A 16,136-nucleotide genomic window follows, 5' to 3' on the forward strand; every position below is an offset into this window, starting at 1 on the left:
CCGGGGCTGGGGCGAGCGCTGCACGCCCCGGCCCCGGCCACCCGGTCCAGGACGCGGAAATCACGAGTTGAACCTGAGCAACGGGCGTGCGAACTCCGCCCGGAGAGCCCCTGACGGCATGGTGGTGAGCGTGGTACCGATCCCGGTGGTCTGGCACCGGTCATGGGAGATGAGCGTGATGGACGTTGCCATTGAGGTGCGAGGACAGCGCTCCGGGGACGAGCTGCGTTCCCTGTGTGAGTGGCTGGTGGCGGATGAGAGGTTGCGTGGCCGGGTGCGGCTCGATATCGCCCCGCCGGTCCCGGGCACGCTCGGATCGGCCCTGGAGACTCTTTCTGTTGCGGTGGGTCCCGGAGGGGTAGCGACCGCCCTGGCGAGCGTGCTGATCACCTGGATCCGCCGCCGGACGGGAAGTGTCAGCCTCAAGGTGAGCAAACCCGACGGATCGACGTACGAATTGAACGCCGCGCCCGTGCGGGGCCTGACGGCGACCGAGGTGCGGGAGCTGGCCGGAGAGCTGGCGCAGCGCCTTGCCCCTGAGCCCGAAGGGACCCAGGCCGATGGCAGCTGATGTGTCCGGAGGCCATCGGCCGACCGCCCTGAGTTCACCCGGATCACGGGCTCTGGTGATCGGCTCCGGCACGCATGTGGCCGGCTCCCGGCTGCCCGATCTGCCCGCGGTGGCGGACACCGTGCGGGATCTGTCCCAGCTCCTCATCGATCGCTGCGGCTTGCGGCCGCGGAATCTGTGGCGCGGGCGGCCTGTCATCGATCCCGACGACCCGATGACGCTGGGCACGGCCCTGACCGATGCCGCGGCTCAGGCAACCGACGTGTTCCTGTTCTATTACGTGGGGCATGGGCTGGTCAGCGCCGGAAACGAGCTGTACCTGGCCACCCACGCCACCGATGAGCTGGTGACCGGCCTGGCGTTCAAGGCGTTGCCGTACCAGGCGGTGCGGGAGGCGCTGAACAATTGCCCGGCACGGTCGGTGATCATCGTGCTGGACTGCTGTTTCGCGGGACGAGCCCAGGGAGCGTTCGGGACAGCCGCGGCGACCGCGTTCGAACTTGCTTCCCTCGGCGGTACCTATCTGCTGGCCTCGTCGTCGGCCGATGAGCAAGCGCTCTCACCAGTGGGGGAAAGATACACCGCCTTCACCGGAGAACTCCTCGGCCTGCTGCGTAACGGCGATCCGGCGGGCCTGCCGGATCTGACGATCGAGCACGCCTACCGCTACCTGTGTCGCGTGCTGCCCCCACGCGGGGTGCCCGCACCGCGGCGGCACCTCAGCGACCGGGCGAGCGATCTGGTGCTGACTTCGAACCCCGCCGTCAAGTCCCCACCGTCCAAGCCGCCCCAGGAAGCCCCGGACTCGGCCGGGCAGGGGCCCGAACCGCTCTGTCCATACCGCGGGCTCAACGCCTTCACCATCGATGACGCCCGGTTTTTCGCCGGCCGTCAAGGGCTCGTCTCGCAGCTGGTGCGCAAGACGTCCGAGTGGTACGACGAGGGCGGTTTGGTCGTGGTCGTCGGGCCATCCGGAGTGGGGAAATCCTCCCTGCTCCACGCGGGACTGATACCCGCGGTGGAGCGCGGGGAACTACGCGTGCGCGGGCCGCAGATCTGGTCACACATGCTGATCACACCGGGCAGGGAACCGGTGGCCGCGCTGGCAAAGCGGCTGGCGGCCCCGGCGGGAAGGCCACAGGAGACGGTGGCCGCCGAACTGCGGGCGGATGCCTCCCGGTTGCCGGGACTCGTACGTCAGGCGCTGCACGGTCCGGCAGCGGGGACGGGCGCAGCCGACGGGCGGCTGCTGATCGTGGTGGATCAGTTCGAAGAGCTCTTCACCGAGTGTCCGGACGAAGAGGACCGCAGGGTCTTTATCCGGGCGCTGTGTGCCGCCTGCAAGCGCGCTGACGATGGCACCGCCCCTGCGGCAGTGGTCGTCCTTGGGGTCCGCGCCGACTTCTACGGACGGTGCATCGCCTACCCGGAGCTGGCCGCCGCCTTCCGCGAGCGCCATGTGCCCGTTCCGCCTATGCGCCTTCCGGAGCTTCGCGAAGCCATCGAAAAGCCGGCCGAGAGGGCGGGGCTGCACCTGGAGCCGAGGCTGACCGAGGTGATCCTGCGGGACCTGCGTCCCGGGCCCGAGGACGACCAGGAGCCCGGGCATCCCACCGACGACGGCTTCGATGACGGCTCGCTGCCTCTTCTCTCCTATGCGCTCCAGCGCACCTGGATGGAAGCCGCAGGCAGCCGCACCCTCACCATCGGCGGATACGCCGCCACCGGCGGCGTATGGAACGCCGTCACCAAACAGGCCGACCAAGCCTATGAAACCCTCTCATCGGAGGGCCAACGCGCTGCCCGGTTACTGTTGCTGCGCATGGTGCACATCGGCAAGGGGGCCGAGGACACCCGACGCCACGTCGACGTGGCCGAACTGTGCGCGGAACGCCCGGAGAAAGAAGCCGCCGCCATCGCCGCTGCCCGCGACGCCTTGGTCAGCGCACGACTGGTCACTTTGGACGGCGAGACCGCGCAAATCGCCCATGAAGCCCTGCTCCGTGCCTGGCCGCGTCTTCGGCGCTGGCTCGACGAGGACCGCAGCGGGCTGCTGCTCCACCAGCAACTTACCGACACCGCAGGGGAATGGGAGCGCACCAGCCACGACCGGGGCCTGCTGTACGGCGGGGCACGGCTGGCCGCTGCCCGCATGTGGTTCACCGAGCCCGGCCGCAGGGCGGCACTCGCACCGCGAGAACGCCGGTTCCTGGCGGCCAGCGTCCGAGCTCAGCGCATCCGCAGGTCGGGTGTGGCCAGTATTGCCGTTCTGCTAGTGCTCGCCCTGATCGGCGGCCTGGTCGCCGTCCGCCAGTACCAGAAGGCGACCGAGCGGCAGAACATGATCGCCTCTCGGCAAATCGCTCTGCTCGCGGATCAGTTACGCTCCGGCGATCCCGCCACGGCCGAGCAACTGAGCCTGGCGGCATACCGCATCGCCCCGACTGCCGAGGCCCGCAGCAGCCTGTTCGCCGCATCCTCCGCCGGGTACGCCACCGCGCTCAACGGCCACACCGACCGCGTATTCAACGTCGCTTTCAGCCCCGACGGACGCACACTGGCCTCCGCCGCCCGCGACAGGACGATCCGGCTGTGGAACGTGGCCGATCCGCACAGACCGTCCCAGCGCGCGATACTGGCCACCGACGCCACCCCGGCCATCAGCTTCGACCCACGCGGCCATCTGCTCGCCGCTCAGACCGAGCACCGGCTGTCGCTGTGGGACGTGAAGGATCCGGATCACCCGGTGGCAAAGGCAGAACTCAGCAGCCCCGCAACTCTCCCGCCGAGCGTCGCCTTCAGCTCAGACGGCAAGACGGTCGCCGCCCCCGGCACAGCGGGTACGGTGACGCTGTGGGACACCACCGATCCTGCGCACCCCGCCCAGGACGCCACCCTCCGCATCGACTCCAGCCGCGTGCAGGCCGTCGCCTTCAGCCGTGACGGCAAGGTTCTCGCCACCGGAAGCGCGGCAACCGGCAGCACGCGCGGCACCGCCAGAGTCCGGCTCTGGAACGTCACCGACCCTCGCCGGCCGACCCTTATGACCACCCTCACCGCCGACTCCGTGCTCAGCCTGGCCTTCAGTGGTCAGGGCAACTACCTCGCTGCCGGCGGGGTACAGGGCTCGATAGCGGTGTGGGATGTCACCGACCGCGAACACCCGGCCGCCAAGAAAGTGGACAACCTTACGGCGACAGCCAACGAAAACACCAATATCCAGTCGGTGAACTTCCGGCCCGACGAGACAACATTCGTCACCGCCAACTCCACCGGAACCGCGGAAATCTGGCAGATCGACGATGTCATCAAGACTGACACCAGCATCAGGGTCCTCACCTCGCTACCCGACACACCCCCCGTCTATTCCGCAGCCTTCAGCCCGGATGGGCAGGTTGTCGCCACCGGTGGCGGGCAGGGAACAGACGGCAGTGGCAGGGAACGAGGGACAGTAAGGCTCTGGAACTCCGCGAGCCCGGTGCTGCCGGGCAGCATCCAAATGCCGGGTTCCGACGCACCGGGAAAGACGTTCAGTCCCGATGGCCGGCTCATGGCCGTGACCGCCAGGACAGCCGGGGACGGCGCCTGTGTGTGGGACATCGCCGACCCTTATCACCCGGTCCTTGTCACCACCCTCCCCCGCCCCTGGATGCGAGCCGCGTTCCTCCCCCATACCCGCACCCTGGTGAGCCAGAGTGCGGATGGAGCCTCACTCGCCCTATGGGACCTGCAAGACCCCCACCGCCCCACAAAACGATCCGACTTCCCGGCTTCGGGCCAAGTGAGCGGCGCGAGCGACGGACACAGCCTCGCAATCACCGATCAGCACGAAGCAGCCATCTGGGACATCACCGATATCCGCCATCCCGGCAAAATCTCCGGTATTCCCATGCACGCCAGATCCCAACAACCAGGCCCCTCGGCCTACTTCCTGGATCCGACGACTCTGGTGGTGAACGACGATGACGGAGTCCGTCTCTGGAACCTGCGTGACCCTCGCAAACCTACGCCTGCGGCCGACCTCCTCACCTACGGTTCGGCAGGCGGCGCGGTGTTCAACCCACGCACTCGGACCCTGGCCTTTTGGACCGATAAGGGCTCGATGACCTTGTGGACGCTGACCGACATGCGGCACCCTGCCCAGCTCCCCAAGGGTGAGATCATCGGTCGGGTGAGCACCGCGGCCTACGTCGACGACGTCACCCTGGCAGTGGTGACCGAGAACAACCGCAGCGTCTCCTTGTGGGATTTGAGCGATCCCAAGGGCCCGCGAAGGACACAGGTCCTTCCTGCCGACGACGATGTCAAAGAGATCCGGGTCAGCCCTGACGGCCGTACTCTGGCCGCCCTTGCGTCCATCACCGATGAAGTACACCTCTGGGACATCAGTGACCCACACAATGTTTCCGATCTGGGGAAATCCCTCGGCCGGAACGTAGATGGCCTGGAGTTCAGTCCCGACGGCCATTTCGTCGCCCTGACCGAAAGCCAACGCCTCAGCCAAGGCTTTGGGGTCCGGCTGGTCACTACCCGGCCCGGCGAACTCTACCGCTACCTGTGCTCCGTGACCCGATCGACAATCACACACGAAGAATGGAAGAAGCACGTGGGCAAAATCCATCCCTACCAAAGCCCTTGTGAGCGGTAGACGTAGCCGTTTCCCTCGCGCGGGACCGCACGGGCCTTCTGGGCGCCTCCGGCCGGGCAGGACCGTACCGGACTCCACTATCGTGCTCCGACTGCATCGCGGCGGAGACCGCGAACCGTGGAAGGACATGGGGTGACCTCGTACAAGACGAAGCTTGCCGGTGGGTTGGCGGGCCGTCCTAGGTGGACCGGCCCGTGCCACTTTTGGGGGGATCGGTGTACTCGTGCTTTTCGTAGAGGTTGTACTGCTCGATGACGATGCTGCCACCCGGTGGCGATCACCGGGATGTCGCCCGACGCGTGGGCCGGCCTGACCGGGTGGGGCGCCTGGACCCTCGCGGGTCCGCTCCTCAGGGCGACCGGCTCGGGGCTGGCGATCCTCGCGATCACCGTGGTGGGTTGCGACGGCGGCGATATCCCTCGCGCTGCGGGTGCGTGCCCAACTCTGCCGTGAACGGCGCGAAACCGCCCGCCACTGGCGGGATTGGGCGCCGCCACACCCACCGCCGCGCCCGGACGCCGCCGGGAGTCTTCACGGCCTGGGCACTCTCCGGTGCCGTCCTTGCCTGCGCCCTCGCCCTGTTCCTGTCGGCGGGCACGGCGGCCGCCGTGGCAGGGGCCACCGCGGTCACCATCACCTCCTTGACGATCGGGATCACGCACACCCGCTGGCTCGTACTGTCTCCGTGAGTCCCGGACACTCGGGTCGCTGGGCACTCCCCGTCGGAGGCGCGGGTCGCAGATAGGGGTGTCACGCCTACTCGCTTTGCCCGGCCCGCCTGCCCGTCACCGCAGATCCGGCTTCGGTGGCGTCGCTCGCAGGAGTGAGGAGAATCCGGCAAAGACGCGACAAGCGGCCGTCCGGGCATCCATGCTGACCTTGCCAAGTCCCGGCAGCATCATGACCCGCAGCCGCACCTATCCCGGGAGACGGTGCCCGTGCCCAGCCTCATCAAGTACCCCTGGACACCCTCGACATGACCGAGGGCGTTGTCGATCACCTGCTGTACGTCGGCTACGACGAGCACACGGTGCTGCGGCTGAACACCACAGCGGGCGACGAAGAGAGCATCACCGCGGTGGGCAAGGCACTTTTTGGCGCCAGACCCGGCGAAAGCCTGCGGCTGCACGGTGTATGGGACCATCACCCGCGCCATGGACGGCAGTTCAAAGCGGAGCGGTGCGAACGGACCGTGCCCGCCGACGAGCGGGCGATCCGCCTCTATCTAGCCGCAGGCATGATCCGCGGTATCGGGCCGGTTCTCGCCGCGGCGGTCGTGGACGTCTTCGGCGAGCAGACGCTGAAGGTCATCGACGTCGAACCACAGCGGTTGTTTGAGGTACATGGCATCGGTCGGGTCCGGCTGGGCCGGATCCAGGCGGCCTGGCAGGAGCAGAAGGCTATTGCCGAGATCATGGTGTTCCTGCAGGGACTCCAGATCACCCCGGCGCTGGCCGTGAAGATCTACACCACATACGCCGGCACCGATGACGACCCGATGCGCATCGTCCGCCGCACCCCCTACCGGCTCTGCCAGGACGTGCACGGCGTCGGCTTTGTCAACGCAGACAAGATCGCCCTCGCCGTCGGCATCCCCAAGCACAGCGACGCACGACTCCAGGCCGCCCTGCTGCACGAACTCGACCAAGCCCGAGCAAGTGGTCACGGTCACCTTCCGGTGCGCGTGCTGATTGCCCGTACCCGCCGACTTCTGACCGATGATGACCCGGCGAGTGCCGAGATCCTCGACGAGGCGGTGCTGCGCCACGCCCTTCAGGCACTGTGCGGCCAGGGCGAGTTGGTCATGGAGGTGCTGCCACTGCCGGTCCTGGACGGCACAGACGCCTTGGCGGACATCGAGACCGCCATGTTGCCGCAACAACACCGCGACGAGACCCAACTCGCCTTTCATGTACGGCGCCTGCTCGCCTCCACCTCGGCGCTGGACGGGCTCGCCCCATGGGCCGAACAACTGGAATCACTAAGAGACCCACAGACCGCCGGACTGACAGACGAGCAGCACCAGGTGATCCTCACTGCCCTGACCCGCCCCCTGTCCGTCCTGACCGGCGGCCCCGGCTGCGGCAAGACCACATCCTGAGCACCCTGGTCGACCTCGCCGACGAGGCCAACGCGGTCGTCGCCCTGGCCGCTCCGACCGGCAAGGCCGCCAAACGGCTGGAAGAGACCTGCGGCCAGCCGGCGGTGACCGTCCACCGGCTGATCAGGCCGCCCGACGGCGACTCCCTCTTCGACCACGCCGGCGTGCTGGAAACCGTGGACCTCGTCATCATCGACGAGGCGTCAACGCTCGACCTCCCCCTGGCCCGCAAGCTCTTCGCCGCCCTCCGCGACGGCTGCCACCTACTGCTCGTCGGCGACACCGACCAGCTCCCCAGCATCGGCCCCGGCCGCGTCCTGCGCGACCTCCTCGACGTCGAAGACATCCCGCGCACCCGGCTGACCAAGGTCTTCCGCCAGCACGACGACAGCGCCGCCATCGTCCTCAACGCCCACCGCATCCTGCGCGGCTAACAGCCCCGTGAGGACCCCAAGGCTCCTAAAGACCGTGACAGCTCTATGTCAGCCCGTCCACAGCGGTACGGAAGACCGCTGGTCTGAGCCAGGGTGGTGTGGTGCGGGGAAGGATCCACTGGTCCGTGCGGTCTCGGTAGTGGACCGTCGCGACGTCCCGGCCCGGGGTGGCGAAAACGTGGACAGTCTCGCCATTCTCCGGCTCGCCACGGTCCTTGCCACTCGCCGTAGCGACGACGGCGCGCAGGCAACCCGAGTGCGTGGCAACCACGGTCACCGGGGTGGGGTCATCGGCGTCGGCGAGCTCGGCGATCGCGCGCCCGAACCGGTGGACGACGGCGATTGGTGGTTCGAAAGAAGGGAGCGGCTGGCGCAGCCAGTAGCCGACTGGGTCGCTTCCGAGGCGCTGGCGCTCGAGGTAACGGGCGAAATCGGTGATCCAGCCGGCAACCGTGCCAGTGTTCCTGGCCTTCTGATACAGAGCATAGGCTCCCGACGGCTCCCTGGCGGTGTCTCCGCACCAGATGCGGAAGTTTCCAAAGGCCGGGTCGGGTTTGGGGTCGCCGGCTATCGGCGGTCCGGACGCGTCGGTCAGACCGGAGCGCAGGGCCTCGGCGGTCTCGCGCGCTCGTTCTGTCGGCGCGTGGCGCAATATGATCCGGTCGCGCCCGGCCAGTGCCCGGGCCAGCGCTGTTCCCCGCGCATACGCGTGGTGCTTGCCACGAGCGGTCAGGCCGACGTCGCGGTCGTACGTGCGGGTCTCACCGTGCCGGACGAGGACCACCTCGATCTCTCCCGCATGAGTCCGAAATGGACTAGCCGCGCCCGTGGAACGTACGGGCGGCAACATCTGGCTCACGATTCCGGTAAGTTCCTTTCTCGGCAAGGGACCGACGAGGAGCTCAGCCCTGAACCCAGGTCCGCGTGACGATGAGCCGGCGAACGGTCCAGGTGGCTTCGTCGACGATGACGTCGTACTCGCCGAGGGTGTTGAGTACCGGGTCGGGCTCGAGGACGTAGCGGGTGTAATGGGCTCGCGCGTTCCAGGTGCCCGGGGTGGCCCCGGGCAGGACAAGCAGGTTCGACAGATCGTGCCGGTGCTTGATGGGGTTGCCCCAAAGCTTTTCGAACAAGGTCCGGGCCGACTCGGGGTCGTGGGACGACCCGGCCGGGAACGACACCTCGGCCTGGCCGAGGACAGCCACCGCTGCTTCGACGTCCTTCCGGTCGGCCGCCTCGAGGTAGGTGGTGAGCAGGTTGGCGATCTGGTGTCGTGCGACGGCCGTGTCGTTGAGCGGGCGGGAAGCAGTGGTCATGCTCAGAACTCCTTGGGGTTGCGACAGGGGAGCGGTCTGTCGGATCCGTTTTGTGCTTGCGTTGTGCGGGCCTGCTCTTTTAATGGGCTGGCGGAGCACGGTTGCCGACCGGTGAGGGTCAGCCCAGACCAGCCGGTGCCAGCACCTCTTCCCGCAGGCGAAGTGCGTCCTCGCTATCGGGCACGACGAGCCAGTCGAGATGCCCATCGGCATAGCGCTGTGCCAGGCGCTCGCGTAGCTCTTCGCGCTCACCGACGAGGGCGTAGGCGCAGTCGTCCAGGTTGATCCCAGGCACACCGAGGGCCCGTGCATACCGCTCGGCGTACTCGTTCTTCTCCTCGCGCCGGCACAGGCGCAGGGTACTGAGCGTCACCGATGTCGTGCCGGCATCCTCACGACCGAGAGCGCGCCGGAGTTCGCGCCATCGAAAGACATGGTCCCGGACAGCCGCTACTGGGGTACGCAGCCGACGGCGGCTGTCGCTGTCACGCGCGCGCCAGCCCGATCGTGAAGCGCTCTGAGGCTCAATGCCCGGAGGAGTGTTCACGTCGAGGTGATCACCGTGCCGGGCGGCGAGCTCCAACAGGCCCGACGAACCACCGCCGAAGAGAAAACGCGGCGCTGCCGCCGGCGCCGGTGACAGCGGAAGTCCCGCCGCGACACCGTCCTCGGTAACGATCTCCCCGGCAAACAACGCCCGGGCGAGCCCGACCGTGCGGTCGAGCTCACGGAGCCGGTCGGACAGCGGGAGCATGGTCCGGCCCACAGCCTCATATTCGATCGCGTTCCAACCTGCGCCGAACCCGGCCCATACGCGCTCGGCGCCCGCCAGAGCAACGAGCTGAGCAACTTCCCGCAGGAGATGAACCGGGTGGCGAATCGTGTAGTTGCTCACGATCGTCGCGAGGTCCAGCCGGTCGGAGAGAGCACTCACGGCAGCGAGTAGAACGTAGGGCTCCACACGGCTCTGCTCGGGCGACTTCGCGGTCGACGAGGCGACCGCGAAGAGGTGGTCGCCCGCGACGACGCCTTCGATCCCGGCGTCGAGCCAGCGTGCGACTCGCTCGCGCAGGATCGCGACCTCGGTCGACGCGCTGACTTTGACCAGAATTCGCATGGTGTGGATGCCTCCGAGAGATGACCAGGACAACGGCACAACCGGTCGCTTCGGTCTGGACGAGCTGCGGTCCGCAGGACGTGTTTTCACATTATGCACATCAAGAGCTTCCCGACTATAGGGCCAGGCGAAGTCCAGAATGAGCGAATTATTGCGCAGGCAAAGCTGCGTAATACGCCTCACAGCGGAAGGTTGCGGCCCGTTCATCCATCGCGCATCGACGCGGGCGAAGCTGGGGAGCGTTACCGTATGCGGCATTTGCGCGTACTTGTCTTCGTGGATGCGTGGCGTGCATTACCAATCCTTGACCAGCGTATGACCATGACATGATTGATCGTCGAGGGTCTGCAATGATGTTGTAGGTGCCAACGGTCGATTGGATCTCGATCCTCAAACGCCTGGCGACCCATAAGGGGTCCAGGCTCCGATGTGCTGTACACCCTGATTAATCGACATCTCTCGGCGGCTGTGCCCCGTGGGTTCGAAGGAGTGGCATGCGTACGGATTTATTGAAGGAAGCCTTTCATAAGGGCCTCGACCTCCCGCCGGATACGGATCTGATACCGATACGCTATGGTGGGCATCCGCACTGGGACTCCTTGGGCCACCTTTCCCTGATCGTCGCGCTCGAAGAAGCATTCGAAATTGAATTCGACGATGAAGAGGTCCTGGCGCTGGACAGCTACAGTGCGGCCGCCGAAATGATCGCCAAGAAGAAAACGAACCAGCCGTGACGGTGCTGGCCTGGATGGCGGAGCCGCCGGCCACCCCGGCGCTCGTGGACGCCAGCGGCGACCGCGTGCTCGACTTCAGGGAACTGGCCGACCGCGTGAGTGCTCTCGCGGAGAGGCTACGCCGACCGCGGAAGTCCTTAGTGATCTGCCTCTGCGGTTCCGACGTCGACACGGTGCTCGCCTACCTCGCGAGCCTCCACGCTGGGCACGCCGTGCTCCTGGCCGACGCCGAGCGACCCGAGTTCGTTCCGGCGCTTGTCGAACGGTTCAAGGCAGCGTTCGTCGTCGATCCTCACCAGCGGATCCAGGAATCCGAGCACTACCCTGACGTACACCCCGACCTCGCGCTACTGCTCGCCACATCAGGCTCGACGGGGAACGCGAAGTACGTCCGGTTGAGCCACGGCGCGCTCAATGCCAACGCCGAACAGATCAGCAGCGCCCTCGATCTGGACGAAACGGCACGCGCCGTGCAGAGCCTGCCGCTCCACTACTCCTACGGTCTATCGGTGCTCAACTCGCATCTGCACGCACGGGCATCGGTCGTGTTCTCCGCGCACAGCATCGTGACCCGGCGCTTCTGGGACGATGTCTCGGAACACCGGTGCACCAGCTTCGCGGGCGTCCCATTCTCCTTCACCATTCTGGATCGCATCGGATTTCCCCGCATGGAGCTTCCAGCCCTGCGTACCCTGACCCATGCGGGTGGCCCCATGGCGATGGAAGCCATGGTCCGGTACGCCACGCTGATGGCCGACAGGGGCGGTCGTTTCTACTCCATGTACGGGCAGACCGAGGCCACAGCCCGGATGTCCGTGGTCCCCTGGCAGCAGGCCGTCGAGAAAGCGGGAAAAATCGGCCTTCCTGTATCGCGTGGGGATTTCGATATAGCTGACGACGGAGAATTGATCTACCGGGGCCCCAACGTTATGATGGGATACGCTAAGTCCTACCGTGATCTCGCACTTGGAGATGTCACCGGCGGCACATTGCCCACTGGCGACCTCGGCCGACGGGATGACGACGGATTTTATCGCATCGTCGGCAGGAAGAGCAGAATCGCGAAGATCGCGGGTTACCGGATCAATCTCGACGATATCGCGGCCATGAGCGGAAGTAGCCCCATGGTGGCGGTCGAGCACAACGAACAGGTCGTGATCGTCCGCGAGAAAGAGGCCGACGGCACGAGTGCCGAGGAATTGTCGCGGCACATCGGGCAATTTGTAGGACTGCCCTCGCGGTTCTTCCGGGTCGAAGAAGTCGATGCGCTGCCTATGACCGGCACCGGCAAGGTCGATCTCCCCGCAGTCTCTGAAAGAGTGGTCCAGAACTCGTGACCGACACCCAGCCCAATCTCGCTTCACCGCCGTCGACTCCGGTCGGCCGGGAACTCGATCCGGCGGCGGTTTCTCCGGCCACGGTGGCCGAGGCCACGACCCGCTACCTCGGCCACCTCGCCCCCGACACCCAGGACGGTATCGGTGTCGCCACATGGCTCAACGTGAGCCGCTTCGTCGAGGCGACCGGCGACACCGACCCGCTGTACACCGACGTCCAGTACGGCGCCGGGTCAGTGCACGGAACGATGCTCGCACCCCCGACGTTCGTCCTCGCCGTCCGTCGGCCGAGTTCCTCAGGAGCGCTCGACACCCTACCGGGACACGACCTGGTGGAGCGCACCGAGTCGATGCGGGCCACGTGGAGCGACCGGATCCCGCTGGGCGCACGGCTCGGCGCCCGCTCGTCCATCGTCGACGTCGCCCATGACTCCAAGTCGCCCGCCACGACCCGGATCGTCACTGAGACCAGTTACACCATCGACGGTCGGCCGGTCGCCGACGTCGGCGCCACCGTCGCCGTCCGCGAGCGCGGTCTGCCCGAGCGCGGGATCCACCAGTACTCGGCGACCGACGTGAACAACATCGTTGAGCGCCTGGAGAACGAGCCGGCCGGGCGGGGACACCGGCCGCGGTTTTGGAACGAGACCGAGCCCGGCGACCTGTTACCCGAACTGCTCAAGGGACCGCTGACGTTCTCCGACCTGTTCGTGTGGACCATCGCCGAGGCACGCTCGGTGCAAGCAGGCAATCTCCACCTGAAGGCTCTCTCCGCCCTGCCGGGACGGCTGCGTCGCAACCCGCAGACCGGCTGGACCCAGTGGGACCGCCACGACGCGTGGATCGACTCGGCGGCGTCGCACGAGGCCGGCCTGGGCGCCCCCGCCGCACCCACGGAGCTGGTCTTCGCCCTCGCCGGCCAGCACATCACCCACTGGTGCGGGGACACCGGGTTCCTGTGGCGGCTGAGATTGCACCTGTCGACGCCGCTGCTCTACGGCGACTGCCTCCACCTCGCGGGCCGGGTGGCCGACCGCTGGCACCAGGAGATGCCGGGCGGCGACGAACGGCACGCGGTGCTGCTCACCACCAGCGGCACCAACCAGCGTGGCGAAACCGTCTTCACCGCCGACGCGACCGTGCTCCTCCCCGAACCGGGCCGCTCCGTGGAGCTGCCCCTGACCGGCACCCCCCGACTGCGGAGCGCTTGATGCAGCAGACCTTCGACGAAGCCCTCGAGGAATTCCTGACGCGCAGCCGGGAACTCCTGCACCACGAGAGCCAGGAAGACGTCCCGCCGCCGCACCCGGCGCCGCTCGCGCACAGCCGGGTGCCGGTGCCCTCGGCGTTCCTGCTCACCCCCGAGTCGATCAGCCGGTACGCCGCGACCATCGGAGACGACAACCCGATCTACACCGACGATCACTATGCCCGGGGCACCCGCTATGGCAGCCTCATCGCGCCCGGACCGATCCTTGTGCACGCGCGCTACCCGGGTGATCACGGCGCACAGCGCGCCATCGGCTACCCGGTGGCGAACTTCCTGTCCGGTGTGGCGTGGGACTTCTACGACGTCCTGCGACCGGGCATGCAGTTCGAGTCCTCGAAGATTCCACGCGAGCTCGTGGTGTCCGGCGGCCGCCAGGGCCGCACGATCTCCCACCACTCAGAGACTTTCTACTGGGACAACCGCGGTGAGCTCAAAGCCAAGTCCTACGGACGGTTGCTGCACATCCCGGTGGAGCAGATGGGCGGGCGGCGCGTCATGCCTCCCAACCGGCTCGGCGAGCGCATGTTTTACGACTACAAGCCCTATGAGTACAGCGACTCCGAGATCGCCGCGATCCAGACCGCACTCGCGAGCGAAACCCGCCGCGGCGCGGTGCCGCGCTGGTGGGAAGACGTTTCCGTGGACGATGAGCTGCCCGCCATCGTGCAACCGCCTTACAGCGTGCGCGACGAGATGACCTATCAGTCGCTGCACCACGGCCTCATCGCTGCATTCGATGGCACCCGCCTGGTGCGGGCGTTCCGTCCCGCTTACCAGCGGTGTCGGGAGAACCCCGACTTCGCCCGCACTCATCCGATCACGGGCTGGCCCTACACGCCCTACGACGAGCACGAGGACCGCTACCTCTCGGCCTACCGGTGCGAGCCGCTGCCGTTCGACTTCGGCGTCCAACGCGCCCAGATCCCGATGCGGCTGCTCACGAACTGGGCCGGCGACGACGCGTTCGTCCGACGCATGTACACCTCAATGCGCCGCCCAGTCTTCTACGGCGACACCGTCACGTTCACGGGGGTTGTGCGCCGCAAGTACCGGCTTGATCTCGATGACGAGCATGGCCACGCCGCGTCCTACCACGCGGTCGCCGTTGAGATCACCGGTGTCAACCAGCGAGGCGAGGTCCACTGCCTCGGCTACGGCTCGGTCCTGTTGCCGTCACGGGAGTTCGGCCCGCCGGAACTCCCTGTGCCCCACGACGACCGCCCGTCGTACGTCCCATTCGACACCCACCGTCGAGCGGAGTGGTTTTGATGCCTACGACCACCGACCTGCCCGCCCGGCTCGGCGGTCGCCCGGTCGTCGCCGCGGACGCCCACCAGCCGTGGCCGCAGATTACCGACGACGACCGGCGCGCTCTCGACCGCGTGCTGACCCGCGGGGTGCTGGCCGGCCCGAACGCGCCGGAGCTGCGGGCGCTGGAGGAGGAGTACGCCGAGCTTGTCGGCGTGCGCCACTGCGTGTTCACCGGCAGCGGCACTTCCTCGCTGCACGCCGCATTGGCCGCCGTCGGGGTGCGGGCGGGCGACGAAGTGGTGGTCCCCGCCTTCACCTTCGTCGCCTCCGGTTTCGCCGCCGTGCACCAAGGTGCCGACGTGGTGTTCTGCGACGTCGATCCCCGGACCTACAACCTCGACGCGACGGCGCTGGAGGCGTGCATCACCGAGCGGACAGCCGCGATCATGGCGGTCCACGTCCACGGACAGCCCGCCGACATGGACGAGATCCTCGCCGTCGCCGCACGCCATGGTGTGCCTGTCGTCGAGGACAATGCGCAGGCCCACGGGATCCGATACCGGGGGCGGGTGGCGGGCGGGCTCGGCGCGGCCTCCGGGGCGAGCATCAACGTCTCGAAGAACCTCTCGGGCGGCGAGGGCGGCCTATTCACAACCGATGACGACGACGGGGCCCTGGTCGCGCGGCGCATGGTCCTCTACGGCGAGGACGTGCGACCCGGCGAGATACGCCCGTACTGGTCGCACGGAGTCGGGTACAACTATCGCGGGCAGGAACTGGTGGCGGCGTTCGCCCGCAGCCAGCTCCCCCGGCTGCAAGAGTTCAACGCCCGGGCGATGGCGAACGCGGCGATCCTCGACGCCGGCCTGCGCGACCTCCCAGGCATCCGCCCGCCCTTCGTACACTCCGACCGCGAGGCGTCCTACTGGCGCTACGCCACCCAGCTCGACCCCGAAGCCATCGGGTACGACGGCGATGTCCGCGACCTGCGAGACACCGTCATGCACGCGTTGAGCGACGAAGGCGTCGAGGTCAACATCTGGCAGCCGCAGCCCGTACCAGCCCAGCCGGCGTTCCGGCGGCGGCCCCACACCGTCTGGCATCCCCGCAACGAAGCCGAGCCGCTGTCGGAATGGCATCGCGAGACCTTTCCCGCAGCATCGCGGATCTGCGACTCGACAATGAACCTCGGTGCCGTCTTCGCACCCCTCTACGTACAGCGCGCGGAGCTCATGGAGTCCTATGTCGAGGCCGTCCACAAGGTCTTCGCACACCTCGACCAGCTCCTCGAACTGCCAGTCGACCCCCAGCCCCGCAACATCGCCTGACCGAACACCCGCGGACTCTTCCAAGGTCC

General features: G+C 67.4%; 12 protein-coding genes. 9 read left to right on the forward strand and 3 right to left on the reverse strand.

Annotated features, from left to right (window positions below; translation table 11 throughout):
• The first annotated feature begins 118 nt into the window (after positions 1 to 118).
• The 4 genes from CV755_RS09460 (at position 119) to CV755_RS35375 (ending at position 7,754) form a co-directional block, all read left to right on the forward strand.
• Positions 119 to 571 carry an effector-associated constant component EACC1 gene (locus CV755_RS09460; RefSeq protein ID WP_206608404.1) on the forward strand — a complete coding sequence of 151 codons (453 nt, stop codon included), beginning with the start codon at positions 119 to 121 and terminating at the stop codon, positions 569 to 571.
• On the forward strand, positions 561 to 5,219 hold the full coding sequence (locus tag CV755_RS09465; RefSeq protein ID WP_109279715.1) for a caspase, EACC1-associated type: 4,659 nt from the start codon (positions 561 to 563) through the stop codon (positions 5,217 to 5,219). The genes CV755_RS09460 and CV755_RS09465 overlap by 11 nt, the downstream gene beginning before the upstream one ends.
• A gap of 976 nt (positions 5,220 to 6,195) precedes the next feature.
• Positions 6,196 to 7,320 carry a helix-hairpin-helix domain-containing protein gene (locus CV755_RS09480; protein WP_109279718.1) on the forward strand — a complete coding sequence of 375 codons (1,125 nt, stop codon included), beginning with the start codon at positions 6,196 to 6,198 and terminating at the stop codon, positions 7,318 to 7,320.
• Between the two features lie 44 nt (positions 7,321 to 7,364).
• A complete protein-coding gene (locus CV755_RS35375) occupies positions 7,365 to 7,754 on the forward strand; it encodes an ATP-dependent DNA helicase (RefSeq protein ID WP_241561088.1) in 390 nt (129 codons plus the stop codon).
• 43 nt (positions 7,755 to 7,797) lie between these two features.
• On the opposite strand, the gene CV755_RS09490 is transcribed toward CV755_RS35375, so the two are convergent.
• The 3 genes from CV755_RS09490 to CV755_RS09500 form a co-directional block, all read right to left on the reverse strand.
• Positions 7,798 to 8,604 carry a histidine phosphatase family protein gene (locus CV755_RS09490; protein WP_241561089.1) on the reverse strand — a complete coding sequence of 269 codons (807 nt, stop codon included), beginning with the start codon at positions 8,602 to 8,604 and terminating at the stop codon, positions 7,798 to 7,800.
• A 52-nt stretch (positions 8,605 to 8,656) separates the two neighbouring features.
• Positions 8,657 to 9,070 (reverse strand): nuclear transport factor 2 family protein, encoded by a 414-nt coding sequence (locus CV755_RS09495; RefSeq protein WP_161968635.1) that lies wholly within the window; start codon positions 9,068 to 9,070, stop codon positions 8,657 to 8,659.
• Positions 9,071 to 9,188: 118 nt separating this feature from the next.
• The gene (locus CV755_RS09500) at positions 9,189 to 10,187 is read right to left on the reverse strand and encodes an LLM class flavin-dependent oxidoreductase (protein WP_161968636.1); all 999 of its coding nucleotides are present in this window, start codon (positions 10,185 to 10,187) and stop codon (positions 9,189 to 9,191) included.
• Positions 10,188 to 10,681: 494 nt separating this feature from the next.
• Here CV755_RS09500 and CV755_RS09505 point away from each other — a divergent pair, with 494 nt between their 5' ends.
• Genes CV755_RS09505 through CV755_RS09525 form a run of 5 tightly spaced genes read left to right on the forward strand, consistent with a single transcriptional unit; the run spans position 10,682 to position 16,107 of the window.
• The gene (locus CV755_RS09505; protein WP_109279721.1) at positions 10,682 to 10,921 is read left to right on the forward strand and encodes an acyl carrier protein; all 240 of its coding nucleotides are present in this window, start codon (positions 10,682 to 10,684) and stop codon (positions 10,919 to 10,921) included.
• A complete protein-coding gene (locus tag CV755_RS09510; protein WP_109279722.1) occupies positions 10,918 to 12,258 on the forward strand; it encodes an AMP-binding protein in 1,341 nt (446 codons plus the stop codon). The genes CV755_RS09505 and CV755_RS09510 overlap by 4 nt, the downstream gene beginning before the upstream one ends.
• A complete protein-coding gene (locus tag CV755_RS09515; RefSeq protein WP_109279723.1) occupies positions 12,255 to 13,469 on the forward strand; it encodes a MaoC family dehydratase in 1,215 nt (404 codons plus the stop codon). Before CV755_RS09510 ends, CV755_RS09515 begins: the two co-directional genes overlap by 4 nt.
• Positions 13,469 to 14,797: an FAS1-like dehydratase domain-containing protein gene (locus CV755_RS09520; RefSeq protein ID WP_109279724.1), complete on the forward strand. Its 1,329-nt coding sequence runs from the start codon at positions 13,469 to 13,471 to the stop codon at positions 14,795 to 14,797. The genes CV755_RS09515 and CV755_RS09520 overlap by 1 nt, the downstream gene beginning before the upstream one ends.
• The gene (locus CV755_RS09525) at positions 14,797 to 16,107 is read left to right on the forward strand and encodes a DegT/DnrJ/EryC1/StrS family aminotransferase (protein ID WP_109279725.1); all 1,311 of its coding nucleotides are present in this window, start codon (positions 14,797 to 14,799) and stop codon (positions 16,105 to 16,107) included. Before CV755_RS09520 ends, CV755_RS09525 begins: the two co-directional genes overlap by 1 nt.
• The last annotated feature ends 29 nt before the right edge of the window (positions 16,108 to 16,136 follow it).

The organism is Streptomyces orinoci (assembly GCF_003121295.1).
In the GTDB taxonomy this organism is placed as follows: Bacteria; Actinomycetota; Actinomycetes; order Streptomycetales; family Streptomycetaceae; genus Streptomyces; species Streptomyces orinoci.